This window comes from Streptomyces sp. NPDC007907, assembly GCF_042959365.1.
Classification (GTDB): domain Bacteria; phylum Actinomycetota; class Actinomycetes; order Streptomycetales; family Streptomycetaceae; genus Streptomyces; species Streptomyces indiaensis.
Genome location: NZ_JBIBKR010000001.1, coordinates 756885 through 783092, shown reverse-complemented (window position 1 = coordinate 783092; position 26208 = coordinate 756885). Strand labels below are relative to the sequence as shown.

At 71.7% G+C, this 26208-nt stretch carries 17 protein-coding genes; 13 read left to right on the top strand and 4 right to left on the bottom strand.

What is annotated here, in order from left to right:
• Positions 1–191: 191 nt before the first annotated feature.
• From ACFZDI_RS03570 to ACFZDI_RS03535, 8 genes are all read left to right on the top strand, one after another.
• Complete coding sequence (locus ACFZDI_RS03570; RefSeq protein WP_391247469.1) at positions 192–1961, top strand: TauD/TfdA family dioxygenase; 1770 nt, start codon at positions 192–194, stop codon at positions 1959–1961.
• Positions 1962–2002: 41 nt separating this feature from the next.
• Positions 2003–5179 carry an amino acid adenylation domain-containing protein gene (locus tag ACFZDI_RS03565; RefSeq protein WP_391247468.1) on the top strand — a complete coding sequence of 1059 codons (3177 nt, stop codon included), beginning with the start codon at positions 2003–2005 and terminating at the stop codon, positions 5177–5179.
• Positions 5180–5181: 2 nt separating this feature from the next.
• On the top strand, positions 5182–8184 hold the full coding sequence (locus tag ACFZDI_RS03560) for an amino acid adenylation domain-containing protein (protein WP_391247466.1): 3003 nt from the start codon (positions 5182–5184) through the stop codon (positions 8182–8184).
• An 88-nt stretch (positions 8185–8272) separates the two neighbouring features.
• A complete protein-coding gene (locus ACFZDI_RS03555) occupies positions 8273–9523 on the top strand; it encodes a hypothetical protein (RefSeq protein WP_391247465.1) in 1251 nt (416 codons plus the stop codon).
• On the top strand, positions 9513–10730 hold the full coding sequence (locus ACFZDI_RS03550; RefSeq protein ID WP_391247463.1) for an MFS transporter: 1218 nt from the start codon (positions 9513–9515) through the stop codon (positions 10728–10730). The genes ACFZDI_RS03555 and ACFZDI_RS03550 overlap by 11 nt, the downstream gene beginning before the upstream one ends.
• A gap of 26 nt (positions 10731–10756) precedes the next feature.
• Positions 10757–11617, top strand: coding sequence for a hypothetical protein (locus ACFZDI_RS03545; RefSeq protein ID WP_234845484.1), 861 nt, complete (start codon positions 10757–10759; stop codon positions 11615–11617).
• A 1-nt stretch (position 11618) separates the two neighbouring features.
• Positions 11619–12470 carry a hypothetical protein gene (locus ACFZDI_RS03540; RefSeq protein WP_391247461.1) on the top strand — a complete coding sequence of 284 codons (852 nt, stop codon included), beginning with the start codon at positions 11619–11621 and terminating at the stop codon, positions 12468–12470.
• 121 nt (positions 12471–12591) lie between these two features.
• Complete coding sequence (locus ACFZDI_RS03535) at positions 12592–12744, top strand: hypothetical protein (protein ID WP_391247459.1); 153 nt, start codon at positions 12592–12594, stop codon at positions 12742–12744.
• Here ACFZDI_RS03535 and ACFZDI_RS03530 read toward each other — a convergent pair.
• From ACFZDI_RS03530 to ACFZDI_RS03520, 3 genes are all read right to left on the bottom strand, one after another.
• A complete protein-coding gene (locus tag ACFZDI_RS03530) occupies positions 12734–15766 on the bottom strand; it encodes a BTAD domain-containing putative transcriptional regulator (RefSeq protein WP_391247457.1) in 3033 nt (1010 codons plus the stop codon). The two genes, ACFZDI_RS03535 and ACFZDI_RS03530, sit on opposite strands and share 11 nt — an antisense overlap.
• A 201-nt stretch (positions 15767–15967) precedes the next feature.
• Complete coding sequence (locus ACFZDI_RS03525) at positions 15968–16372, bottom strand: asparagine synthase-related protein (protein ID WP_391247455.1); 405 nt, start codon at positions 16370–16372, stop codon at positions 15968–15970.
• Positions 16369–16488 carry an asparagine synthase-related protein gene (locus tag ACFZDI_RS03520; protein WP_391247454.1) on the bottom strand — a complete coding sequence of 40 codons (120 nt, stop codon included), beginning with the start codon at positions 16486–16488 and terminating at the stop codon, positions 16369–16371. Before ACFZDI_RS03520 ends, ACFZDI_RS03525 begins: the two co-directional genes overlap by 4 nt.
• 176 nt (positions 16489–16664) lie before the next feature.
• On the opposite strand from ACFZDI_RS03520, the gene ACFZDI_RS03515 reads away from it, so the two are divergent.
• The 5 genes from ACFZDI_RS03515 to ACFZDI_RS03495 all read left to right on the top strand — a co-directional run bounded on the left by ACFZDI_RS03515 (position 16665) and on the right by ACFZDI_RS03495 (position 25369).
• Complete coding sequence (locus ACFZDI_RS03515) at positions 16665–18698, top strand: DUF255 domain-containing protein (protein ID WP_391247452.1); 2034 nt, start codon at positions 16665–16667, stop codon at positions 18696–18698.
• A 146-nt stretch (positions 18699–18844) separates the two neighbouring features.
• Positions 18845–20128: a glycosyltransferase gene (locus ACFZDI_RS03510; RefSeq protein WP_234845488.1), complete on the top strand. Its 1284-nt coding sequence runs from the start codon at positions 18845–18847 to the stop codon at positions 20126–20128.
• The gene (locus ACFZDI_RS03505; RefSeq protein ID WP_391247449.1) at positions 20125–21774 is read left to right on the top strand and encodes a phospholipid carrier-dependent glycosyltransferase; all 1650 of its coding nucleotides are present in this window, start codon (positions 20125–20127) and stop codon (positions 21772–21774) included. The genes ACFZDI_RS03510 and ACFZDI_RS03505 overlap by 4 nt, the downstream gene beginning before the upstream one ends.
• Entirely contained in the window at positions 21771–22970 is a 1200-nt protein-coding gene (locus ACFZDI_RS03500) for a glycosyltransferase (protein ID WP_391247447.1), read from the top strand. The genes ACFZDI_RS03505 and ACFZDI_RS03500 overlap by 4 nt, the downstream gene beginning before the upstream one ends.
• The gene (locus ACFZDI_RS03495) at positions 22967–25369 is read left to right on the top strand and encodes a galactose oxidase-like domain-containing protein (protein WP_234845491.1); all 2403 of its coding nucleotides are present in this window, start codon (positions 22967–22969) and stop codon (positions 25367–25369) included. The genes ACFZDI_RS03500 and ACFZDI_RS03495 overlap by 4 nt, the downstream gene beginning before the upstream one ends.
• 99 nt (positions 25370–25468) lie before the next feature.
• On the opposite strand, the gene ACFZDI_RS03490 is transcribed toward ACFZDI_RS03495, so the two are convergent.
• Positions 25469–26206: a Mut7-C RNAse domain-containing protein gene (locus ACFZDI_RS03490; RefSeq protein WP_391247445.1), complete on the bottom strand. Its 738-nt coding sequence runs from the start codon at positions 26204–26206 to the stop codon at positions 25469–25471.
• Positions 26207–26208: the final 2 nt, after the last annotated feature.

The window sequence follows — 26208 nt, the reverse complement described above, 5'->3', positions numbered from 1 at the left end:
GGGAAGCCGCCCCCCGACGATGGTCGAGGCACACACCGCACGACACCACACCGGACCTCCACCGAGCTCCGAGCGCCGCGCCCGACGTCCGGCCACGTCGGCGACCGGCGGTAGCGCAGCGCGTAGCTCCTCACGGGGGGATGACCGCCTGCCGTGGGGAGGGCGAGTCCAGTTCAACGAGGGAGCTGTCTATGCCGGACATCGTTCTGGATCGATACCACTCCGGTGCGTGGCACATCGCGCCGGACGGCGGGGACGCCTCGGCCGCCCCGGAGGAGAAGTACCTGGGACATCTCGCGGACCTCACCGAGGTGCTCGGCGAGCACCTCGGTGAGGTGACGATCGGTTCGATCGACGCCGCCTGGGAGGCCGACGCGCTGGACGGGGCGGACCTCCTGGTGCTCACGCTGCCCACGGCGGACGAACCGCCGCTGACGGCACGGGACCTGGAACTGCTGCGCGGCCATCTCACCGCCGGACGCGGCCTGTTGGTGCTGGGCGGCTCCGCCGTCGACACCGTGCCCTGCGAACTGTCGGGTCTGGTACCGGGGCTGGTCCTGGACCCCGGCTTCGTATCCGTCCGCCGGCAGCCGCCGGCCGGCCACCTCCTGACCTACTCGGTCTCCGCCGAGGCGCTGCCGGGCCACCCGGTGACCGAGGGCGTCGAGGAGCTGTACCTGCACCGCGCCAGGAGCCTGACCCTCACCGGGTCCGCCGTCACCGGCATCGCCGCCCGGGACGGGCGTCTCCTCGCCGCGGCGGGCGAGGTGGGCGCCGGACGGATCGTCGTCGTGGGCGGCGGCGAGCTCTTCGCGCTGCCCTTCCTCGGACGGGCGGACAACGCCAGGTTCCTGCTGAACACGCTCAGCTGGCTGCTCACCGGCCAGTACGCCCCGGCGGGCTCCGAGCTGGCGAAGACGGTCACGCACGAGCGCTGCTTCACGGTGCGCTCGTTCCCCCCGGAGGAGGACCTGGCGCAGGTCGAGGGTCCGCACGTGGTCGACGCACGGCCCTACCGGTCCCTGCTGGAACGGATCGGCGGGGGCCTGCTGCCCGACCCCTACCGGGACCAGGCGGCCTTCCTGGTCGAGGCGGAGCTGCGCTTCGACGAGATGCCGCGGGTGATCAGGGAAGCGGTGACCACCTTCCGGCACCGGTCCAACGACTACGAAGGGCTGCTGGTGCGGGGGCTGCCGGTGGACGCGGAGCTGCCCGCGACCCCCGCCGACCCGGGCCGGAGGGTGGAAAAGCCCACGTGGCTGAGCGAACTCTGGCTGGCCGGCTTCGCGTCCGCGCTGGGCTTCCCGCTCGCCTATCTCCAGGAGAAGCACGGCCTGCTGTTCCAGAACGTCGCCCCGACGCCGCACAACGCGGCCAACCTCTCCTCGGAGAGTTCCGCGATCCTGCTGGACTTCCACACGGAGACGGCGTTCCACCCGCACATGCCGGACTTCCTCATGCTGCACTGCCTGCGCAGCGACCACGACGGCATCGCCCGGACCATCCTGGCCAGCGTCCGCATGGCGCTGCCCCACCTGAGTCTGGCGGACCGCTGCGAGCTGTTCCTGCCGCAGTTCCGCACCGGGGTGGACTTCTCCTTCGGCAGCGCCAACGGGGTGCAGGGCAACGGGCCCACGCTGCCCGTGCTGTACGGCAACCCCTACGACCCGTACATGACCTTCGACCTCGACCTGATGGTCGGGGAGACGCCGCACGCGCAGCAGGCGCTCGAAGCGCTCCGCAGCGCCGTGAACAAGGTGCGGCGCTGGGTCCGCCTGTCGCCGGGCGACCTGCTGATCGTCAACAACCGGCGCGCCGTCCACGCGCGTTCGGAGTTCCCCGCGCGGTTCGACGGCCGCGACCGCTGGCTGCAACGGGTGTGCCTGGTGAGCGACCCGGTGCCGTCGGCCGCCGACCGGCGCGGCAGTGGACGCGTGGTCGAGACCGCCTTCGCCGTCTGAGGCAGCCGGGCTTTTTTCGCAACCGAATCAGGAGCCGAACAGTGATCGAGTCGTTCATCGACTTCTTCGAAGCACACGTGGCGGCGACCCCGCACGCCACGGCCGTCGTGTCCGCGACGGGCGAGCTCAGCTACCGCGACCTCGACGCCCTGGCCCGCCGTCAGGCGCGCGAACTGGCTGACAGGGGAGTGCGTCCGGGGGACCTGGTCGGCGTGTACGCCGAGCCCGGATCGGCGATGATCGCCGCGATCCTGGGCGTCCTCAAGGCGGGCGCCGCCTATGTGCCGCTCGACCCCGAGTACCCGGAGCAGCGGCTGGACTACCTGGTCGAGGACTCGGGCATGTCGGCGGTGCTCGCCGAGGAGCGCCTGGCCGCACGCCTGTCCGGCCGGGGGCTGCCCGTCGTCGGTGTCGCCAGCTCAGCCGACGCCGCGTCCGCGCCGGACGTCGAGACGGTCCGCCGGGGCCCGGACGACCTCGTCTACGTCATCTACACGTCCGGTTCGACCGGCCGCCCCAAGGGCGTACGGGTCACCGAGGCCAACGTCGTCAACCTGCTGAAGGCCGTCGGCGAGAGCTACAAGCTCTCCGCCCGGGACGTCACCGTCTTCACGCACTCCTTCACGTTCGACGCGTCGGTGCTGGAGATCCTCGCCCCGCTCGCCTTCGGAGCGAAGCTGGTCGTCGCGGCCGCCGAGGAACGACGGGACGCGGCGAAGCTCGTGGCCGCGGTCAAGCGGCACGGCGTGACGATCTGGGACATGGTGCCGGCCATGCTCGCCCAGGTCGTCGATCTGCCGGACTTCTCCGCCGACTGCGCCTCCCTGCGGCTGGCGATCTCCGGGGCGGACGTCCTGCCGCCCGGTCTGGCCCACCGGTTCCTGACCCTCGCGCCGTGGTGTGAGCTGCAGAACCAGTACGGCCCGACCGAGGCGACCGTCATCACCACCGTCTGGCCCTGCACCACCGACACCGCGGCCGGTCCGGTGCCGATCGGATTCCCGATCGCCGGCACCTCCGTGCACGTCCTGGACGACCGGCTCGCGCCCCTCGCCCAGGGGGAGATCGGCGAGATCTACATCGGCGGCGCCGGCGTCACGGCCGGCTACCACCGGCGCCCCGAGCTGACCGCGGAACGCTTCGTCACCGACCCGGACGGCCGGCGCCTCTACCGCACCGGGGACCTCGGGCGTCTGCGCGCCGACGGGGCGCTGGAGTTCCAGGGCCGGGCCGACCGGCAGCTGGCCGTCCGCGGGTTCCGGGTGGAGCCCGGGGAGATCGAGGACGTCCTGTGCGCCGACCCGACCGTGCAGGCCGCGGCCGTGACCACCCGCGGCAGTGGCAACGACGTCCTGCTGGTCGCCTACGTCACCCCGGCCGCCGACGCGCAGATCCTGGTGCCCGCGCTCCGGCAGCACGTCCGCGACGCCCTGCCCGAGCACCTGCGGCCCAACGTCTACGTCGTCATGGACGAGCTGCCGCTCGGGATCAGCGGCAAGGTGGACCACCGCGCGCTGCCCGCCCCGCCCTCCACCCGGCCCGAACTCTCGGTTCCCTACGCGGCACCGGGCGACCGGGAGGAGCAGCAGGTCGCCGCCACGGTGGCCCAGATCCTGGGCCTGGACGAAGTCGGCGTCGACGACAACTTCTTCGAGCTCGGCGCGCACTCCCTGCTCGCGACGAAGATCATCACGCGGGTGCGGGCGGAGTTCCAGACCGACATCCCCGTGTCGGTCGTGTTCGAGCACCCGACCGTGGCCGGCCTGGTGGGCTGGCTGCGGGCCAACGCCGACTCCGCCACCAAGGTGCAGGGACCGACCCGCGCCGACCACACCGGCCCGATCCCGCTCTCGCTCCCGCAGGAGCAGGTGTGGTTCCTGGGCAAACTGGTGCCGGACAGCATCGCCTACGCCACGCAGGCCTACCTCGACCTGCACGGGCCGGTGTCGGTCGCGGTGCTGGAGGAGTCGCTCACCGAGATCGTCCGCCGCCACGAGCTGCTGCGCACCGCCTTCGTCGAGGGCGCCGACGGGATGCCGGAGCAGATCGTCCACCCACCCTTCCCGGTCAGCGTCCAGGTCGAGGACCTCAGCGGCGAGCCGGAGGAGATCCGGGAGATCCTGGCGCTCGACCGGATGCAGTCCATTGTGGCGCGGCCCTTCGACGTCGGCCGGCTGCCGCTGTTCCGCTGGGTGCTGTTCCGCCTGTCCGCCGACCACCACATGCTGTTGCTGGTCGAGCACCACTTCATCCACGACGGCTGGTCGTTCGGCGTCCTGATGCAGGAACTGCGCGAGTGCTACCGGGCGTTCGACGAGGGCGGCCGGCCCCGGCTGCCGGAACTGCCCGTCCAGTTCGCCGACTACGCGGTGTGGCAGCGGCAGTGGCTTGACGGCGAGGAAGCCGAACGTCAGTGGGAGTTCTGGCGGGAGAAGCTGCGCGGGGCCGAGGAACTGCTGCCCCTGCCGACGGACCGCCCACGCCCCCAGGTGCAGAGCCACCACGGCGACGTCGTGGTCATGCCGGTCCCGGCCGACCTCTACCGCAGCATCCGGCAGCTCGGCGCCGCCACGGGCGCCACCGGGTACATGGTCATGACGGCGATCTTCACCATGCTGATGAACCGGTACTCCGGCAAGACCGACATGACCATCGCCATCTCCATGGCGAACCGGCGGTTCGAGTCGACCGAGCGGCTGATCGGCATGATGATCAACGGCGGTCTGCTGCGCGCGGACCTGTCGGGCGACCCCACGTTCGGCGAACTGCGCGGCCGGATCACCGAGGCGGCCCTGGAGATCTACCGCCACCAGGACTTCCCGTTCTCGAAGCTGGTCGAGTACCTCAACCCCGAGCGCAACCTGGCGTACAACCCGCTCTACCAGGTCGCCTTCTCCTACCACGACGCGCGGGTGCCGCAGATGTCCCTGGGCGACACCCCGGCGGAGATCCACTATCTGCAGAACTACAGCGCCAAGCACGACCTCGACGTCATCGTCATCCCGCGCGGCGAGCAGCTGGCGACGGTCCCCGGCTCCGACCCGGCCGACGAGGTGCTGATGGAGTGGATCTACTCCACCGACCTCTTCGACCGCCCGACCGTCGCGGCGATGGCGGAGGACTTCGTCGAGCTCTGCCGACGCGTCGTCGACGCACCCGACAAGACCCTGTCCGAACTGGTCGGGCGCGCTGCCGCCGACCCCTCCGCGAAGGCGTGACCATGAACAGCCTTGACGTTGCCTCCGAGACCACGGCCGTCGCCCTCTTCGAACAGCACGCCGCGCACCGCCCGGACGCGGTCGCCCTGGAATTCGGCGCGGAGCAGGTGAGCTACGGCGAACTGGACGCGTGGGCGTCGCTCATCGCCCGGGGCCTGACCGGGGCCGGCGCGGGCGCGCCCGCCGTGGTCGGCATCATGGCCCACCCCGGGCCCGAGATGGTCGCCGCGACCATCGCCGTGCTGAAGACGGGGGCGGCCTACGTACCGCTCGACCCCTGCTACCCGCGCGAGCGGCTGGCCTTCCTCGTGGCCGATTCCGGCATCACCTCGATCCTCGTCCAGGCGGACCTGCCGGACGGCGCCGCCGGGCTGTCGGTGCCCGTGACGGCGGTGCCGGACCGGTCCGCGGCGGACGGGGCGGCGCAACCGCCGCTGCGCGGCGCGGCCGGACCCGACGACCTGGCGTACGTCATCTACACCTCGGGGACCACGGGCAACCCCAAGGGCGTCGAGGTGACCCACGGGAACCTCGCCAACACCCTGGACGTGATCCGCGAGCACAGCGGCTACGGCCCGCAGGACGTCGGCCTGCTGAAGTACTCGTTCAGCTTCGACTCGTCCGTGATCGAGATCTTCGCCCCGCTGACCAGCGGAGCCCGCCTCGTCATCGCGGCGGCCGACGAACGCAAGGACCCCTTCCGGCTGGCGGAGCTCATCGGCACCCACCGGGTCACCCAGCTCGACTCCGTGCCGCTGCTGCTGGCGCAGATCCTGGAGGCCCCGGGCGCGGCGCAGGCCCTCGCCTCGCTGCGGGTCGTCGTCTCCGGCGGCGACGTGCTGCGGCCCGAGATGGTGAAGCGGTTCTTCGAGCTGCTGCCGGACACCGCCCTGCAGAACCACTACGGGCCGACCGAGACCACCAACGACTCCACGATCTGGTACGTCGACCCGGCCGCCGCGGACGAGTCGGTGCCGATCGGCTTCCCGGTCCGCAACACCTTCGTCTACCTGCTCGACGAGCAGCGCGACCCGGTGCCGCAGGGCACCGTCGGCGAGATCTACATCGGCGGCGCCGGCATCGCCCGCGGCTACCGCAACCAGCCCCACCTCACCGCCGAGCGCTTCCTGCCGGACCCGTTCACCGCCGGCTCGCCCCGCATGTACCGGACCGGCGACCTGGGCCGGCTCCGGGCCGACGGCGCGATCGAGTTCCAGGGCCGGGCCGACCGGCAGCTGAGCATGCGGGGCTTCCGGGTCGAGCCGGAGGAGATCGAGGCCGCGCTCATGAAGGACCCGACGGTGGCCCTCGCGGCGGTGACCGCGGGTGCCTCCTCGGCCGACCAGCGACTCGTCGCCTACGTGACCGCGGAGGACGCCGAGCGGGCGCCCGACCCCACCGCACTGCGCGCCCACATGGCGGAGCTGCTGCCGGCGCACCTGGTGCCGACCCACTACGTGGTCCTCGACGAGCTGCCGCTCAACGCGAACGGGAAGGTCGACCACCGGGCCCTGCCCGAACCCGGCGGCGAGCGACCCGAGCTGCGCACCGCCTACGTGGCGGCGTCGACCGAGACGCAGCGCCGGGTGGTGACCGTCTGGCAGGACGTGCTGAACATCGAGCCCATCGGCGTGGACGACAACTTCTTCGAGCTGGGCGGCCACTCGATCCTCGCGATCAAGGTCGTGGGCCGGCTGCGCGCCGCCTACGGTGAGCAGCTGCCGATGTCGGCGATCTTCGAGAATCCGACCCCCGGACGGCTCGCCAAGGCGATCGAGGAGCGCGGGACCGCCGCGCCGCGGGCGACCGACGACACCCTGCGCCACGTGCTGCACGCGGACGCCGAGTCGACGCTCGACCCGGTGGTCACCACCGGCGCCGACCTGGCCCGGATGCGGGCACCGGAGCACATCCTGCTCACGGGCGCCGGTGACTTCATCGGGGGCCACCTCCTCGCCGAACTGCTCCGGCGCACGTCGGCGACGGTGACCTGCCTGATCGGCGAGGCCGACGAGCGGCGCGCGAAGGCCCGTCTGGCCGCGACCCTGCACACGTGCGGTATCCGGCTGTCGCGGCCGCAGGACGTGTCGGTCCTCGCCGGTGATCTCCGGCTGCCCCGCTTCGGCCTGGGCGAACGGCAGTGGGAGGAGCTGGCGCACCGCGTCGACGTGGTCTTCCACCACGGGACGACGGAGAACCTGGCGCAGCCCTACACCGCGCTGCGTGCCGCCAACGTGTCCGCCACGCGCGAGGCGATCCGTTTCGCGGCCCTCGGCAAGGTCAAGGCCCTCCACTTCACTTCCACCGTCTCGGTCATGCCGTGGAAGGCGGGCCCGGCGGAGCACATCTGGCCCGAGGCCCCGGTGCAGAACCCGGACGGTCTGGACTACGGCTTCGCCCAGTCCAAGTGGGTCGCCGAACAGCTGGTGGCCGGTGCGCAGAAGGCCGGCCTCCCGGCGACGGTGCTGCGGATCGGACGCGTCGTCGGGTCGGCGGCCAGCGGGCGCTGGCCCGAGGACGACCTGGCGCGAATGCTCGTCGTCGGCGGGGCCCAGCTCGGTGCCGTGCCCCGGCGCGCGGTCGCGGAGCCCTGGCTCACCGCCGAGTTCGCCGTATCCGCCCTGTGCTCCATCGCCTTGGGCGACGATGTCTTCGGACGGGTGTTCCACGTCGTCGACGGAACGGTGGTGAACTCCGACCTGATGGCCGGCTGGATCAGGGACTGCGGCTTCGACGTGGAGGTGCTCCCGCCCGGCGAGTGGCTCGCGAAGCTCGCCGGGCAGCCCGAGAACGCGGCGTTCGCGCTGCTCGGAGTGCTCGACGAGGACAGCGAGTCAGCGTCGGGGCGCGACCGGCGGCCGGACAACCCCTTCGCCCGGGACAACACCCGGGCCGTGCTGGGCCGGCCGGAGCCCGGCTGGACGATGACCGGTGAACTGGTCCGCCGCCTGCTCGACTCGGCCGTGCTCAGCGGCGAACTGCCGCAGCCCGCACCGACGCGCTGACCCTTCCGCCCATCCCGCCGACCGGTCCGGCCCGTCCCCCGCGAGGGGCCGGCCGGCCGGTGGCACAGACTTCAGTGAGGACGACCACGTGCGTGACGACGTCATGACCCCGGGGGCCGCAAGCGAGTGGGTCGCGGACAGGATCCGTGACTTCTGCGAACGCTACAAGGACGGGAACGGCGAGAAACTCCTGCCGCTCGGCGCCGCCGTGCCGCTGACCGGCTACCGCCTCGACGAGGTGCGCTCGGGGGTGCCGGAGATCCTGCGCGCCAAGGGGGTGATCCTCCGCCACCTGCTGTCCGTCCTGGACAGGCCGGCCGTGCTGCGGATGTTCGGGGTCCCCCCGGAGCTCGTCCCGTGGATGCCGGTGCTCGACGACCCCGAGGGCTACGACTGCCCGGTCATGCGCGTCGACCTCATCCCCCTCACGGACGGCTCGGTCCGTATCTGCGAGCTGAACCTGGACTCGAGCGTCGGTGGCCCGGAGACGGGAGAGTTCCGCCGCTACGAGGAGCTGGCGGCAGGCCTGCCGCTGACCCCCACCCCGTACGAGCAGCTGGCGCGCCAGCTGGTGCCGGTCATCCGGGAGAAGCGCCTGAACAAGGTCTGCCTGCTGGACTGGAGCACGTGGGAGGGCTACGGCCAGTTCGACCTGGAGTGGATGCGGGAGACGCTGGCACACCAACTCCCCGCCGGGATCGAGGTGTTCCTGGCGACCGAGAAGTCGGGCGCCGAACGCATCGACGCACAGACCCTCGTCTACCGGGTGTTCATGGCCGACGACGCGCTGGGCGACGTGGACTTCGTCGCCGGGGTGTTCGACAGGGCCGGGCACGTGATCGGTGACTTCTCCGGCGAGGTCATCGGAAGCAAGGTGTGGATGGGGCTGCTCCACGACCCCGAGTACCGGGCGCTGCTGCCGGAGTCGACGTGCGAGGCGATCGACGCCCTCGTGCCGCGGACGCATGTCGTCACGGCGGAGAACATCGACGGGCTGATCGCCGGCAGGTCCGGCTGGTTCTTCAAGTCGGCCGCGGACTTCGGCGGCGCCGGAGTCGTCGACGGCCGCACGGTGAGCGAGGCCGAGCTGCGTGAGCGGCTCGCGGGTGACAACCGGGGCAGCTGGATCGCCCAGGAGGTCGTCGAGCCCGCCTCGTTCGACGTCCGGCCGCTGGGCTCGGCGGAGCTGGTGTCCCGGCAGTGCGTCCTCGGCCTCTACCGCTACGGCGGGAAGTGGTCCGGATGCTTCCTGCGAAGCGGGTCCGGTTCCTCCGTCATCAACATGTCCGCCGGCGCGTCCGTCAGCTGGGCTTACGAGGTGCCTTCCGTTGAGGCGTGAACTCAGGCAGCTGCTGGCTGCCGACACCTTCGTCCGGCTCACCGGACTGGCGTACTACACCGTCTTCACGGCCGGCATCTACCAGCTGACCGGGCGGGTCGCCGACGTCGGACTGATCGGCGCCGCCACCCTGCTGCCGGCACTGCTCATGGTGGTGACCGCCGGCCGGCTCACCGCGTGGCTCACGGCACGGCGGACCCTGATCCACTTCACCGTAGGCCGTGTCGTGCTCTTCGCCGGAGCGGCCCTGCTGCCGATGACGGCCATGAACCTGCTGGTGGTCGCCGGCCTGAACAGCCTGATCCACCAGGCCGTCCTCAGCGCCAAGCGCACCTTCGACGCGGATGTGCTGCACGAGCACGAGCGCACGCCCTACAACGCGCAGCGGACGATGATCGGCAACGTCCTCGTGATCGTCGCGCCGCCGCTGGGAGGCGTCGCGGTGACCATGCTGGGACCGACCTGGAGCCTGGTGATCGGAGCGGCGCTCGGCGTCGCCGTCCTGCCGCTGCTGGTCGCGCTGAAGGCCGTTCCCTCGGCGCCGCACGTGGAGGAGGAAGAGGGCTCGGTCAGCGCGTCCGCCTCACTGCGCCATCTGTTCGGGATGCCGCAGGTGCTGTCGATGGTGACGACCTACTGTCTCGTGGTCATCATCCTGGAAGTGGAGTCGCCGCTGATGTTCCCCTTCGCGGAACAGGCCTACGGGCTCGACGGCAGTTTCACCGGACTGCTGCTCGGCCTCGGCGGCCTGGGCGGCATCGTGGGAGCCGTCCTGACCCAGCGCTTCCCGCGCGTGTTCACCGACGCGTCCCTGTCCTGGATGATCGTCTTCGACGGCCTGGTGTTCTTCGCCTTCACCCAGGCGGACTCGGTGCCCCTCGCGTGTGCGCTGTTCACGCTGCTCGGGGCGATGGGCTCGGTGAGCATCGTGCTGGTCGAGGGAGCGGTCCAGGAGCACGTGGCCTCGGCGCACCGGCCGTTCGTCTTCTCCGTCATGCAGTTCGCCGGCGGGGCCGGGGGAGCCGCGCTCGCGGTCGTCGCCGCCTACATCGCCGACGCGGTGGGGGCGAAGTCCGTCCTGGCGTGGTGCGCGTTGATCGAGGTCGCCGCCGGACTCGCCTGCGCCCTCGTGTGGCAGACCGTGCGGAAGCGGCCGGTGCCCGAGACAGCGGCCGAGCCGGCGGTGGCCCGGGTCCCGGAGTCCTGACAGCGACGTCCCGGAGGGGAGGGCCAGTGGGCCGGAACGACTGGCGGATCCTGTTGATCGAACCGGAGCCTTCCCTGCTCGCGGCGGCAAGGGCACGGGGCTTTGAGACATGGTCGCTCCGGAGCCCCGGCGCGGACCCGGACGCGCTCCGGGCGCGCATCGTCGAGACGGCCCGCGTCCACGGCATCCGCCACGTCCTCTACGTCGGCGACCGCCCGGCCCTCCACCACGCCGTCGAGGAGGCCCTGGTGCTGGTGTCCCCGGGGCGGGCCGCCTCCCTGCACACACTCCAGGACCCGGCCACGATGCGGCGGACCCTGAACCAGGCCGGTGTCTCGGTGGTCAACGCGGTGGTGGTGGCCTCCATGGGCGCGGCACGCGTCTGGCTGGAGAGCCTGCGCCATCCGGCGGTCGTCAAGACCGGCCCCGGACGCGGCATCGACATCATCCGGGACCCCGGCGCCGTGGAGGCGTGGGTGGCCGGCCGGCCCTCGCTGCCCTGTGTCATAGAGGAGTTCCTGGAGGGACCGCGCCTCATCGTGGACACCTTCACCCATGCCGGGGCGCACCACGTCCTCGGCATGACCGCCGCCGGCCTCGCCGACGGCCCTCTCGTCCATCCCGCCGACCTGGCGGATCTGCCCGCGGCCGCGGCCCGGGCCACCGTGCGCGCCCTGCTCGACCTCAGCGGTCTGGACAGCGGGCGGGTCCGCACCCATGTGGTCCTCACCTCGCAGGGCCCGCGGATCGCCAGCGCCCAGGCGTCCCCCGTCCCCGGGCCGGTCGCCCGCCTCCGGGAGGCCGTCACCGGCCAGGACCCGGGTGCCGAGGTGCTGGCCGTGCTGGCCAAGGGGGCGGACCCCCGATTCCTCGCAGGACGTGATTGACATGTACGCCCCACCCGACAGCCCCGCGGACGAGCGACGGATGACGGCGGCCCACCACCGTGCCGCCGGCCGGCTCGACGTCACCGTCACCGGCCCCGCCTCCTGGGGCTGGAACGGCCGGACCCTCGGCAGGCGCGCCCACCACCGCGAGCACGGGGACTGCTGGCTGCGGCTCGACTCGGCACCCGCCGCGCGGCGCCCCGACGACCTCTGGGAGGGCACGCACGCGGCGTGGACCGCGCTCCCCGGCGTCCCCCAGCCGCGCCTGTACGCCGTCGACGAGAGCCGCGCGGGCGGGACCCTGTACCGCGCCGAGCTCGCCGCCCACCTCGACAGCCCGGTCTGCTCCGCCTTCCCGGTCCTGCGGACCCACCTGGAGCTGCCGGACCGCTGGTGGGCTTCGCTCAGGGACTCCCTCACCCTCGTCCAGACCGCACCGACCCGCCGCCGGACGGTGCGCCGCCAGTGGCTCGACGACGCCTTCCCCCGCTTCCTGGGACTTCCGGCGCCGCGCCACGCGGAGTTCACGGGCTGCCACGGCGATCTGCACTGGAGCAACCTGACCCGCCGGGGGCCGGTGCTCCTCGACTGGGAGGCGTACGGAACCGCGCCCCGGGGCTACGACGCCGCGCTGCTGCTCGCCTACTCGCTGCTCGTCCCGCGGACCGCGGCCCGGGTCCGCGCCGAGCTCGCACAGCTGCTGGACACGCCCGCGGGACGCATCGCCCGGCTGACCGCCGCCGCCGAACTGCTGCAGAACGCCTCCCACGGCGACCACCCCGAACTCGTCCCGCGGCTGATCGAGTTCGCGGCAGAAGCGGGCGCTCCGGCCGCGCGCCCGGCCGCCTCCTGACCCTCCGGGGCCCGGCGGCCCGAGCGGGGTGCGCGAGGGGGAGTGCGGGGGGATCGATCCGGGAACGGGTGCGGCCACTCTTGGATGTGCGGAAACCGTTCCACATCCAACGGGGGATCACATGCTTGTCACTCTCAGGAAAACCGCCGGCCTCGTCGCGGCGACGATCCTGGCCCTGTGCGCCGTCGGCGTGGCCGCACCCGGCGCCGGCACGGGCCAGGACGGTCACCAGGTCGTCGCCGACCACCAGGGTCCGGCGGTCGTCACCCCGTGAGGCACCAGGCGGCGTGCTCCGCCGAGTCCATCGAACGGAGCAGCTCCTCCGCCTCAGCGGTGTGACCGGCGGCAGTCTTCGCATCGCCGAAGGCTGCCGCCGCTTCCGCCATGCCGTACAGCGCGTGTGCCTCCTCGGTGCGGTACCGCATGGCGACGGCCAGTTCGTGCGCGTGGGCGTGCAGGGCCATCGCCCGCTCGAACTCCCCGCGCCGCCGGTACAGGCGGCCGACCAGGTTCTCGACCTTCGCCTGACGCGTCGGACTGCCGCTCAGCGCGGCGAACCGCAGGGCCTCCTCGGCCAGGGGCGGCGCCTCGGCGGACCGCCCGAGGCACTCGAGGACCTCCGCCGACAACGCCAGGGTCAGCGCTACGTCCCCCGGCGGGCTGGACGCGTCGCAACGCGCCCGGGCCAGCCGCAGTTGCTCGTCGGCCTCCTCGTACCTGCCCTGCCCCGTGTACGCGAAGGCGAGATCCGTCAGGGCCATCACATGGTTGTCGCGGTAGTCGAGAGAACGGTGGATCTCCAGGGCCTGCCGCGCCGCCGCAGCGGCCTCCTCGTACCGGCCCCACTGCATGAGCAGCGTGCTCAGATTGCTCAGGCTCTCGGCCTCCGCCCGCGCGAGCCCCAGCTCGCGTTCCAGCCCGAGGGCGCGTTCCAGATGGGACAGGGCCTCGGGATGCCGGCCCTGCACCGTCAGCAGCAGCCCGATCATGGACTCGCTGTGCGACTCGGTCCTCCGGTCGCCCAGCCGGGCGGCGACGTCCCGCCCCTCCTCGGCCGACCGGATCCCCTCCTCCAGATGACCGAGCCGCCAGCAGGCGACACCCAGGCTGGACAGGCTGCTCCCCAGCGCCGCGAGGTCGCTGCTGCGCCGTGCCGTCGCCACCGCCAGCCGGCTGAGCTGCTTGAACTCCTCGAAGCGCCCCGCGGAGTTGAGCCAGAAGACGACGTTCCTGGTGAGCCACACCGTGTACGCGTCCAGGCCCTGCCGGTCGGCCAGCTCCACCGCGGCGACGAGGCTGGCCCGCTCCCGGCCGAACCAGTCGCCCGCCTCCTCCGCGGTCGTGAACGCCGGGACCTCGCCGGCGTACGGCGGGATGACCGCGGGGCTCCGCGTGCGCCCGGGGAAGAGCACGTCGCAGGCGGCCTCCGTCGCCTTCCAGTAGTAGCCGAGCAGCCGCTCCACGGCCGACGCGTCGTCGTGCGCGGTGGCCGGTGAACTCAGGCTGCGGGCGAAGTCCCGCACCAGGTCGTGGAACCGGTACACCGCGATGTGGGACTGCTGCAGCAGATGCACGTCCAGCAACCGCTCCAGGATCTGCTCGGCGCCGTAGACGTCCGTCGCCAGCAGGGCGGCACCCGTGTAGACGTCGATGCCGGCGTCGCCGTACAGGCCCAGCAGCCGCAGCGAGGTGCGGTGCTCCTCGTCCATCGCCTGGTACGACAGCTGGAGCGTGGCGGCGACGCTGCGCTCACCGGCGCTCAGCTCCTGCAGCCGGCGTGTCTCGTCGCACAGGCGCTCCACGAGGTAACGCACCGTCCAGCGGGGCCGGTTGCGCAGCCGGGCGGCCGCGATGCGCAGGGCGAGCGGCAGCCCACCGCACCACCGCACGAGATCCTGTACGGCCTCCGGCTCCGCGCCGGCGCGGGACGCCCCGAGGACCTCCTCGATCAGCTGCGCCCCGTTCTCGGGGGCCATGGGGCCGATGGAGATCCACTTGGCGCCGTCGAGATCCATCAGCCGCGTCCGGCCGGTGATCAGCACCAGACACCCGGGGGAGCCCGGGAGCAGCGGATACACCTGGCTCGTGTCCACGGCGTTGTCCAGGACGAGCAGCATGCGGCGGCCGGCCAGCAGTGAGCGCCACAGGGCCCTGCGACCCTCCAGGTCGCCCGGGATGCGGTCGCTGGGCACCCCGAGCACCCCGAGGAGACTGTCCAGCGCCGCGGCCGGAGTCATGGGCGACTCGCCGGGGGTGAACGCCCGCAGGTCGATGTGGAGCTGGCCGTCGGGGTACGCGGCGGCCACCCGGTGGGCGGCCCGCACGGCGAGGCACGTCTTGCCGCTGCCTCCCATCCCGTCGATCGCCACCACCGGGCTGTGTCCCCGCGACTCCTGACCGGCGGTCATGCAGTCCAGGAGCGTGCGCAGTTCGTCCTGGCGGCCGGTGAAGTCGGACAGGTCGTAGGGCAGCGTGCACGGGGAGAACGCGGGCCCGGGTGTGTCCGCGACCTCCGCGGCCGGTTCCTTCACGTCCGTCACCGCCTCGCCGGGGACGCTCAGTTCGGGAGCCTCGCGCAGGATCGCCCCGTAGAGTCCGCTCAACTGCGGGCCGGGGTCGATGCCGAGCTCCTCCACGAGCAGTTCCCGCATCTTGCGGTACTCGTCGAGCGCCTCCGCTTTGCGGCCACTGCGGTACAGCGCCAGCATCAGCTGGGCGTGCAGGGACTCGCGGAAGGGATGCTGGGCGGCCAGGTCCCGCAGGTCGGCGACGAGCCCGCCGGCGTGCCCCGCGCGCAGGCACAGCTCGAAGACCTGCTCGGCCGCGGTCACCCGCCGTTCCTCCAGCCGGGCCGCGGCCGCCTCCAGCGCGTCGCTGCCCAGCCCCGACATGCGGCCGCGCCACAGCGCGAGGGCGCCCTGCAGTGCGGCGACGGCGTCGGAGGGCCGGCCCTCCGCGACGGCCCGGTCCGCCTCACCCGTCCGGTCGCCGAACTCGGCGAGATCCAGTTCGGCGCCCTCCAGGACGGCCCGGTAGCCCTGTCCGTCGGTGACGATGACGGTGCTGCCGTCCGGGATGCGCGAGCGGAGATCGGCGACGGCCTTGCGGACCTGGTGGGTGGCGGTCATGGGCGGGTCGTCGTTCCACGCCGCCTGCACCAGCCAGGAGACCGGTACGGTCCGGCCCGGCTCCAGCAGCAGGCTCAGCAGGACCCGTTCGTGAATCGTTCCGCCGATGTGCAGCCGTGTGCCGTCCGACCAAGCTTCGAGGCCCCCCAGAACATTGAAACGAAGCATCCTGCTCCCCCCGGCGTCGACCTCGGCATGGAGTGCGCCAGGTCGATGTAGCTCCCCCGTACGCTCCTGGTCGAGGAGCGCAGTTCCTCGTGCGTCCCTGTCCCACGAGCACGAGCGACTGGTCTGTCGCGCCAGCATGATGACATACGCCGGATTTGCGGTCAGCCTTGTGCGCAGGGCGATCTGTCGCCTTCCACGGGTTCAGGCCAGGGCCGGTCCGTGCTGCCGCATCCAGACGTCCGCCGTCGGCAGAGGCGTCAGCAGACGCGCGGTGCCGGTGTGCGTCATGGCCGGCCCCTGACCGTCCCCCCACTCCGCCACCCTGCCGTGGTCGAGCAGCCCCGCCATCGGGGATGCGCGGTCGCCGCGCACGGTCCACATCCCGCTGATCACCGCCGCGTCGTGGACGGGGTCGTGCAGGGCGGGAGAGGCCGGTTCGGGTCGCATCAGGATCTCCTCGGGCAGCAGGTCCGCCACGGCCATCCGCAGCAGGCTCTTCTCCCGGCAGTCGGCCCGCTTCATGCTCCAGGGCACGTTCCGGACGCACCCCGGCAGCCGGTGGTCGCAGAACGGCACCCTGACCTCCAGGCCGACGGCCGTGATCATCCGGTCCTTACGGCCCCTGGAGGCTGAGGAGCAACCTCGGGGTAGCCGCCGAACACCTCGGCCGCGGCTTCTCCGGAGAGCGACACCGTCGAACGCTCCCGCAGCGCCGCGGACACCAGCTGTGAGCGCGGCCGGTGCCGTCAGGACCCGGCCTGCGATCCGGCGCTCCCGGCCCGGTACCGGATCACTGCCGGGCGGATCCTGCCACCCGCGGGGGAGAGAGAGTGGCCGCGGCAGACGCCGCGCGACGCCTGACGCGTGCGGGGCCGGGTACTGCGGCAGGATGGACACCATGCCGAACCGACTGGCGCACGAAACGTCCCCCTACCTCCTTCAGCACGCCGACAACCCCGTCGACTGGTGGCCCTGGTCGGAGGAGGCCTTCGAAGAGGCCCGGAAGCGGAACGTGCCGGTTCTGCTCAGCGTCGGATACAGCAGCTGTCACTGGTGTCACGTGATGGCGCACGAGTCCTTCGAGGACCAGGAGACCGCCGAGTACCTCAACGCGCACTACGTGAGCGTGAAGGTCGACCGTGAGGAGCGTCCCGACGTGGACGCCGTCTACATGGAGGCCGTGCAGGCGGCGACCGGGCAGGGCGGCTGGCCCATGACCGTCTTCCTCACCCCGGACGCCGAGCCGTTCTACTTCGGTACGTACTTCCCGCCCGCCCCCCGGCAGGGCATGCCCTCGTTCCGGCAGGTGCTCCAGGGCGTGCACCAGGCGTGGGAGGAGCGGCGGGACGAGGTGACCGAGGTCGCCGGGAAGATCGTCCGGGATCTGGCCGGGCGGGAGATCTCCTACGGCGACGCGCGCACCCCCGGCGAGGAGGAGCTCGCGCAGGCGCTGCTCGGGCTCACCCGGGAGTACGACCCGCAGCGCGGCGGATTCGGCGGGGCACCGAAGTTCCCGCCGTCCATGGTGCTGGAGTTCCTGCTGCGCCACCATGCCCGCACCGGCGCCGAGGGCGCGCTGCAGATGGCGCAGGACACCTGTGAGCGGATGGCCCGGGGCGGGATGTACGACCAGCTCGGGGGCGGCTTCGCCCGTTACTCCGTCGACCGCGACTGGGTCGTGCCGCACTTCGAGAAGATGCTGTACGACAACGCCCTGCTGTGCCGGGTCTACGCCCACCTCTGGCGCTCCACCGGCTCCGAGCTGGCCCGCCGGGTCGCCCTGGAGACCGCCGACTTCATGGTGCGCGAACTGCGCACGAACGAGGGCGCTTTCGCCTCCGCGCTCGACGCCGACAGCGACGACGGCACGGGCAGGCACGTCGAGGGCGCGTACTACGTGTGGACGCCCGAGCAGCTGCGCGAGGTGCTCGGCGAGCAGGACGCCGAGCTCGCGGCGCAGGTCTTCGGCGTGACCGAGGAGGGCACGTTCGAGGAGGGCGCGTCCGTCCTGCAACTACCCGTACGGGACGGTGTGTTCGATGCCGAGAAGGTCGCCTCGGTCCGGGAGCGGCTGCTCGCCGAGCGGTCCGGGCGGCCGGCGCCGGGCCGGGACGACAAGGTCGTCGCCGCCTGGAACGGCCTCGCGATCGCCGCGCTCGCCGAGACCGGCGCCTACTTCGACCGGCCCGACCTGGTCGAGGCCGCCGTCGCCGCGGCCGACCTCCTGGTCCGGCTGCACCTGGACGAGCAGGCCCGGCTCACCCGCACCAGCAAGGACGGCCACGCCGGTGCCAACGCCGGTGTCCTGGAGGACTACGCGGATGTGGCGGAGGGCTTCCTGGCGCTCGCGTCCGTCACCGGGGAGGGCGTCTGGCTGGAGTTCGCCGGGTTCCTCCTCGATCACGTCCTGGCCCGCTTCACCGACCCCGAGTCGGGCGCGCTGTACGACACCGCGGCCGACGCCGAGCAGTTGATCCGCCGCCCGCAGGACCCGACCGACAACGCGGCCCCGTCCGGCTGGACGGCTGCCGCGAACGCCCTGCTGAGCTACGCCGCGCACACCGGCTCCGAGCCCCACCGCACCGCCGCGGAACGGGCGTTGGGCGTGGTGAAGGCACTGGGACCGCGGGTGCCCCGGTTCATCGGCTGGGGACTGGCCGCGGCGGAGGCCGTGCTGGACGGTCCGCGCGAGGTGGCGATCGTGGGTCCGGCCCTGGACGACGAGGGCACAAGGGCCCTGCACCGCACGGCACTTCTGGGCACCGCGCCCGGTGCGGTGGTCGCCGTGGGCGTCCCGGGCAGCGAGGAGTTTCCCCTGCTCGCGGACCGTCCGCTGGTCGGCGGTGAACCGGCCGCGTACGTCTGCCGTAACTTCACATGCGACGCCCCGACGACCGAGCCTGACCGGCTGAGTACGGTCTTGAGTGGCTGAAGTCACGTATCAACGGAAACATGGTCTTTATCTGAACAGCCCCCGGGCTTCACAGTTCCCCCCTAATCTCTGCACAGTGACGTGGCGGACGAGGCCCCACCGGCCCACCGTCACGACAGGGGGTTCTGGGATCTGGGGGGATCTGTTTGCTGACGTCTGTCTTCATCGCTGCTGTTTCGCTTGCCCTGTTCTGGATGGCGGCGTTCACCCTGTGGTGGCAGATGCACGCCTGGCGTACGCCGGAAGTGCTCGCCTCCACCCGGTTCAGCAGCCCGGACGGGGACGAGCACGTCTCCTTCTCACTGCTGCTGCCCGCCCGGCACGAACAGGCGGTGCTGGACCACACGATCCAGCGGCTGCTGGAGTCGAGCCACACCGACTTCGAGATCATCGTGATCGTCGGGCACGACGACCCGGAGACCACCGCGGTCGCCGAGCAGGCCGCCGCGCGTGACCCACGGGTCCGGGTCGTCGTCGACACGCACGAGAAGAAGAACAAGCCGAAGGCGATGAACACGGCGCTGCCGCACTGCCGCGGCGACGTCGTCGGGGTCTTCGACGCGGAGGACCAGGTCCACCCCGAGCTCCTCGCCCACGTCGACCACGCCTTCCTCACCACCGGCGCGGACGTCGTCCAGGGCGGGGTGCAGCTGATCAACTTCCACTCCAGCTGGTACAGCCTGCGCAACTGCCTGGAGTACTTCTTCTGGTTCCGCTCGCGGCTCCACCTGCACGCGCAGAAAGGTTTCATTCCGCTCGGCGGCAACACCGTCTTCGTCCGCACGGACGTCCTGCGGGAAGCCGGCGGCTGGGACCCGAACTGCCTCGCCGAGGACTGCGACCTGGGCGTGCGCCTGTCCAGCGTCGGCAAGAAGGTCGTCGTCGCCTACGACTCGGACATGGTGACCCGCGAGGAGACCCCGGGCTCGCTGGTGTCCCTGCTGAAGCAGCGCACCCGCTGGAACCAGGGCTTCCTCCAGGTGTACCGGAAGAAGGACTGGAAGCAACTGCCCACCCTGGGGCAGCGCCTGCTCGCCCGCTACACCCTGATGACCCCGTTCATGCAGGCCTTCACCGGCCTGATCATCCCGCTCAACGTGGCGATCGCCCTGTTCCTGGACGTGTCCGTCGGCATCGCCTTCATCACCTTCCTGCCGGCCGTGACCGCCCTGGTCACCTTCGTCTTCGAGATCGTCGGACTGCACGACTTCGGCAAGCAGTACGGGCTGCGCGTCCGGTTCGCGCACTACCTGAAGCTGATCGTGGGCGGCCCCTTCTACCAGGTCCTCCTCGCCGGCGCGGCCGTGCGGGCCGTCTGGCGCGAGCAGCGTGGCCGCAACGACTGGGAGCTGACGACCCACGTCGGCGCGCACCTCGACGAGAGCGCCGTGACCCGGCAGGACGCGACCCGAGAGGACGTTCCCGCGTGACCTCCACCCTTCCCGCGGTGACCGCTGCGAAGGTCCCCGCGCAGCGCGGGCCCGCGCCCCGAACCGGTGCGCACCGCCGCGTGGAGCCGCCGAGCCGGCTGCGCTCCTCCCGGCCCGACCTGATCCTGTGCGGTGTCCTCCTCGCGGCGATCCTCGTCGTGCAGGGCTGGAACATCGCCGACTACCCGGCCCTCAGCGACGACGAGGGCACCTACCTCGCCCAGGCCTGGTCGGTCCAGCAGGGCGACGGACTCGCCCACTACACCTACTGGTACGACCATCCGCCCCTCGGCTGGATCCAGATCGCCCTGCTGACCTGGATCCCGGCGCTGATCAGCCCCGAGTCGATGACGGTGGGCACCATGCGCGCCGCGATGCTGGTGATCAGCGGCATCAGCGCGGTCCTGGTCTTCGTGCTGGGCCGTCGTCTGGCGCTGCCCCGCTGGGCGGCCGCGCTCGGCATGGTGTTCTTCGGGCTGTCGCCGCTGTCGATCGTGCTCCAGCGGGAGATCTTCCTCGACAACCTCGCGGTGATGTGGACGCTGCTGGCCTTCACACTGGCCGCCTCCCCGAGCCGTCACCTCTGGCACCACTTCGGCGCGGGCATCGCGGCCGCCACGGCGGTCCTCACCAAGGAGACGATGCTCGTCGTCCTGCCCGCCCTGTTCCTCACCATGTGGCGCCACAGCCACCGGGACACCCGCAAGTTCGCGATCACCGGAGCCGTCACGGCCTGCGCCCTGATCGGCTTCTCGTATCCGCTGTTCGCCCTGCTCAAGGGTGAGTTGCTGCCGGGCGCCGGGCACGTGTCCCTCTGGGACGGCGTCAAGTACCAGATGACCAGACCCGGTTCGGGCTTCATCCTCGACCAGGGCTCCGGCTCCTGGGGCGTGCTCCAGTCGTGGCTCTACTATGACCGGATCCTGCCCCTCGGCGGCCTCGCGGGCGCCCTGCTGCTGCTCGTCACCTGGCGCTGGTCGGTCACGGCCCGCGCCCTGGCCGGACCCGCCCTGGCCGTCGCGATCTTCGCCGCACTGGCTCTGCGCCCCAACGGCTACCTGCCCGCGATGTATGTCATCCAGGCGCTGCCGTTCCTCGCGCTGGTCCTCGCCGGAGGCACCGCCTCCGTCGCCCACGCCGTGCTGAGCCGCTGGCGTTCCGAAGCGGAGAAACGGTACGTCAGCACGGGCCGGTACGCGCTCGCCGCCGTCCTCGCCCTGGCCGCCGGCGCCTACGTCGTCCCGCACTGGTACGACGGCGCCCGCACGGCCGTCACCACCGACGCCAACGCCCCCTACAAGGCCGCGTCGGCGTGGCTGGCCACGGAGGTCGAGGACCCGGAGCGCACCCGGGTACTGGTCGACGACGCGCTCTGGCTGGACCTGGTGCACCACGGCTACCGGCCCGGCCTCGGCGTCATCTGGTTCTACAAGGCCGACCTCGACCCGGCGGTGACGAAGACGATGCCGCGCGGCTGGAAGGACCTCGACTACGTCGTCGCCTCGCCGACCGTGCGGCGCGACGCGGCCGATCTGCCCAACGTCAAGGCCGCCATGAAGCACTCCGAGCCGGTCGCCACCTTCGGCACCGGCGAGGACCGCATCGAGATCCGCCAGATCAAGACGCCCGCCGGAGGCACGCGATGAGCCAGGAGCACACCGTCCCCGCCGAGGTCGTCGAGACCGAGCCCAGCGAGATCCCCGAGCCGGGCGCGGTCACCATCGTCGTACCGACCTTCAACGAGTCGGCGAACGTACGGCAGTTGCTGCATCAGATCACCGAGGCCGTCCCGGCCCGGCTGCCCTGCGAGGTCGTCTTCGTGGACGACTCCACCGACGACACGCCCGAGGTCATCGAGAAGGCCGCGCAGGACTGCCCCTTCCCGGTGACCGTGCTGCATCGCGAGGAGCCGGTGGGCGGGCTCGGCGGCGCGGTCGTCGAGGGCCTGAAGGCGGCCACCTCGGACTGGATCGTCGTCATGGACGGCGACTGCCAGCACCCGCCGTCCCTCGTGCCCGACCTGGTCGCCACCGGCGAACGGGCCGGCGCCGGGCTGGTCGTGGCCTCCCGCTACATCAAGGGCGGCAGCCGGGCCGGACTCGCGGGCAGCTACCGCATCGCCGTCTCGCGCGGGGCGACCTGGCTGACCAAGGCGCTGTTCCCGCGCCGGCTGCACGGCATCAGCGACCCGATGAGCGGTTTCTTCGCGATCCGCCGCAGCGCGGTCACGGCCGAGGTGCTCCAGCCGCTCGGCTACAAGATCCTCCTCGAACTCGCCGTCCGCAGCCGCCCGCGCACGGTCACCGAGGTGCCCTTCGTCTTCCAGGACCGGTTCGCCGGCGAGTCCAAGTCGACCGCGCAGGAGGGCCTGCGATTCCTGCGCCACCTGGCCGGACTGCGCACCGCCTCGCCGGTCGCGCGCATGATCGGGTTCGGCCTGATCGGGCTGACCGGCTTCCTGCCCAACCTGGTCGGCCTGTGGGCGCTCACCGCGCTCGGCATGCACTACGTCCCGGCGGAGATCCTCGCCAACCAGCTCGGCGTCGCCTGGAACTTCCTGCTCATCGAGCACCTGCTGTTCCGCGAGCGGCGCCGCCACCGGCGCTGGTGGGACCGGGCCGGGCGGTTCGCGCTGCTCGCCAACGCCGATCTGGTGCTGCGCATCCCGCTGATCGCCCTGTTCGTGCACCAGTTCCACCTGGGCGTGCTGTCGGCCACCGCGCTCGCGCTGGTGACGACGTTCGTCCTGCGCTTCGCGGGGACCGAAGCGCTGGTCTACCTGCCGCGCCGGGGCCGGGAGAAGCCCGCGCGCGACGGCCGTACAGCAAGGAGAGCCGTGTGAAACCTCGTCGCAGAACGACCGCACTCCTGTCCGTGGCAGCCCTCACCTCGGGGCTGCTCCTGACCGCACCGCAGTCCGCCTCCGCCGCCAACCTCATCAAGAACCCCGGCTTCGAGACGGCGGGCGGCGACGGCATGCCGTACTGCTGGGAGAAGTCCGGCTGGGGCGACAACGACTTCACCTTCACCACCACGGCCGACGCGCACTCCGGCTCCAAGGCGATGAAGGTCGAGCTGACCCGCCGGGTGGACGGCGACCGCAAGGCGCTGATCACCGAGTCCGCCGCCTGCGCGCCGGTGGTGACGCCGGGCAAGCAGTACGACCTCGGCCTCTGGTACAAGACGACGACCCCCGACGCGGCGATCACCCTGTTCCGGCACGACACGACGGCCGGCTGGCAGTACTGGACCGATCTCAAGACGCTGGACATGGCCGGGAACTGGACCGAGGCCACCGTCCGCACGCCCGAGGTCCCGGCCGGCACCGACCGCATCACCTGGGGCGTCTCCGTCTACGGCACCGGTTCCGCCACCACCGACGACTACACGATGGACCAGGTGCCCGACCCGGTCCTGCCGCCGCGGTGCACCGGCACCGCCGAGCAGTGCGCCAACGGCACGTGGGCCGTGCTGCCCACGCAGAACCCGGTCCGCTCCATGCACTCGGTCGTCCTGCACAACGGCAAGGTGCTGCTGATCGCGGGCTCCGGCAACGACGAGTCGATGTTCGAGGCCGGCACCTTCACCTCGGCGGTGTACGACCCGCAGAAGGGCACCTACAAGGTCATCCCCACCCCGAAGGACATGTTCTGCGCCGGCCACGTGCAGCTCCAGGACGGGCGCGTGCTGGTGATGAGCGGCAACAAGGCGTACCCGGTGCCGGGCGGGCACGGCTACGAGGGCTTCAAGGACTCGTACGTCTTCGACCCGGAGACCGAGACCTACGCCAAGACCAACGACATGAACGACGGCCACTGGTACCCGTCGGCGACGATCCTCGGCAACGGCGACGTCATCTCCTTCGGCGGCCTGCGCGAGGACTCCACCGGCTCGGTCACCGCCGAGCTGTTCTCCGAGGCCGAGCAGCAGTGGCAGCCGCTGTGGAAGGTCAACCAGACCTGGTCCTACTGGGGCCTGTACCCGTCGATGATCCTGATGCAGGACGGCCGCCTCTTCTACTCGGGCAGCCACGTCTTCGGCAACAACATCCCGGGCACGGGCTCGGCGATCTACGACTACGGTGCCAACACCACCACCCAGGTCCCGGGCCTGCGCAACAAGGACGAGCGCGACCAGTCGGCGAGCGTGCTGCTGCCCCCCGCGCAGGACCAGAAGGTCCTCACCCTCGGCGGCGGCAACATCGACTCCAACCCGGAGGCGAACCGCCTGACCGACATCATCGACCTCAAGCAGCCGAACCCCGCGTACGTGGCCGGGCCGCCGATCCCGCAGGGCACGGTCGACCTGGGCAACGGCCCGGTCCCGCAGACCGGCAACCAGGGCAAGATGTACGTCTCCGCCGTGCTCATGCCCGACGGCAAGGTGCTGGAGACGGGCGGCGCGCTGCACAACCGCGCCGACCCGGTCTACGAGACGTCGATCTTCGACCCCGAGTCGGAGACCTTCGACCCGGTGGCCGTCGACCCCGAGGCGCGCGGCTACCACTCGTCGGCGTTCCTGCTCCCCGACGGCCGGGTGATGACGACCGGCGACAACCCGGGCAACGGCACCTGGAACCACGACGTGTCGGTCTACAGCCCGCCCTACCTGTTCAAGGGCCCGCGTCCCGCGATCACCTCCGTCATCGACACCGAGTGGAACTACGGCGACACCCAGCGGATCACGGTCGACCGGCCCATCGCCAAGGCCGAGCTGATCCGCCCGGCCGCCGTCACACACTCCTCCGACCCGAACCAGCGGTTCGTGGACCTGCCGCTGTCCGTCGACGGCAACAACGTCGACCTCAACGTGACGAGCAACCCCAACCTGGCCCCGCCCGGCTGGTACATGCTCTTCGCGGTCGACGCGAACGGCGTGCCCTCGGTGGCCAAGTGGGTTCACCTCCAGGGCCCGCAGGCGCTCAAGGCGACCGACGCCTCCGCTCACGTCCACGACTTCGCGGACGAGCCCACGGGCAAGGTGGTCGAGCCCGGCAAGAAGCGGACGTCGCAGAAGGTCAGCCCCACGATCTCCGGCTGCGACCGCCACTACGGCTCGATCAACGTCTGCGTCCCGACGGACTTCCCGGCGGAGGTGAAGAAGACGACGGCGGCACGCTGCGAGTGGCTCAAGACCAACGACTACGGCCGCCTGAAGATCAACGGCAAGGACGATCCCCTGGGCCTGGACAGGAACAGGGACGGAATCGCCTGCGGCAAGGGAGACGTGGCGAGGCGTTAGGAACGCCCTTCACGGGCGCGCCCTCAAGGGGCGCGGGGAACTGCGCGACCAGCCACAACGGCCGCGCGGTTCCCCACGGCGCTCAACCCTCAACGGCGCTCAACCCTCAACCGCGCTCCTTGTGAAAGCGACCGCCTGCTCGACGATCGCCTCCAGCTGCTCGTGATGCGCCCCCCGCCAATACGCCCGGCCGCACGCAGTGCACCGCGCGAACACGTCGTACGTCGCATGCGTCCCGTGCTTCAGCTGATCGGCGACCTCATCCTTGGTCGCCCCACGCAGCACCCCGTTACAGGCCGTGCACCGCGTCCAGGGCAGCAATTCGGGCCGGAACCGGTCCAGCACGTCCCGCAGCTGCTCCTCGGGCCGCGTGCTGTACACGAACGCCCCCGCCCACAGCTCCCGGCGCCGCAGCAGCCCCCGGTCACGGCTCAGCATCACCCGCTGCTCGGCCGCCGAACGCGCCGCCAGCGCCGGGTCGCCGATGTCGGTCGACTCGTACGCCGTGTCCACGCCCAGCAGGCGCAGCCGCCGGGCCAGGGTGCCGAGGTGCACGTCCAGGAGGAAGCGCAGGGGAGCGCCCGGGACCTGCTGGGGGCGGGCGACGACCCGGACCGTCACCGACTCGCCGGCCGCCGGGACGTGCGCGAACGGCACCTCACGGCCGTCCACGACCAGCGCGCCGACCTCGGTCAGCGGCACTCCGAGGGACTCGACGACGTGCCCCAGGCTGGAGACGCCGTCGGTGGCGGCCCGCACGGCGCCCGTCTGCCGGGCCCGGGGCACGAAGACGTGCAGCTCGGGGGCGAACTCGACCTGAATCTCGGGACCGTTCACCC

What these genes read in the sequence shown, in the direction of transcription:
- ACFZDI_RS03570 (WP_391247469.1), top strand. Translation starts at nt 192, where the DNA reads ATGCCGGACATCGTTCTGGATCGATACCACTCCGGTGCGTGGCACATC.
- ACFZDI_RS03560 (WP_391247466.1), top strand. Translation starts at nt 5,182, where the DNA reads ATGAACAGCCTTGACGTTGCCTCCGAGACCACGGCCGTCGCCCTCTTC.
- ACFZDI_RS03540 (WP_391247461.1), top strand. Translation starts at nt 11,619, where the DNA reads ATGTACGCCCCACCCGACAGCCCCGCGGACGAGCGACGGATGACGGCG.
- ACFZDI_RS03535 (WP_391247459.1), top strand. Translation starts at nt 12,592, where the DNA reads ATGCTTGTCACTCTCAGGAAAACCGCCGGCCTCGTCGCGGCGACGATC.
- ACFZDI_RS03530 (WP_391247457.1), bottom strand. Translation starts at nt 15,766, where the DNA reads ATGCTTCGTTTCAATGTTCTGGGGGGCCTCGAAGCTTGGTCGGACGGC.
- ACFZDI_RS03525 (WP_391247455.1), bottom strand. Translation starts at nt 16,372, where the DNA reads ATGATCACGGCCGTCGGCCTGGAGGTCAGGGTGCCGTTCTGCGACCAC.
- ACFZDI_RS03515 (WP_391247452.1), top strand. Translation starts at nt 16,665, where the DNA reads ATGCCGAACCGACTGGCGCACGAAACGTCCCCCTACCTCCTTCAGCAC.
- ACFZDI_RS03500 (WP_391247447.1), top strand. Translation starts at nt 21,771, where the DNA reads ATGAGCCAGGAGCACACCGTCCCCGCCGAGGTCGTCGAGACCGAGCCC.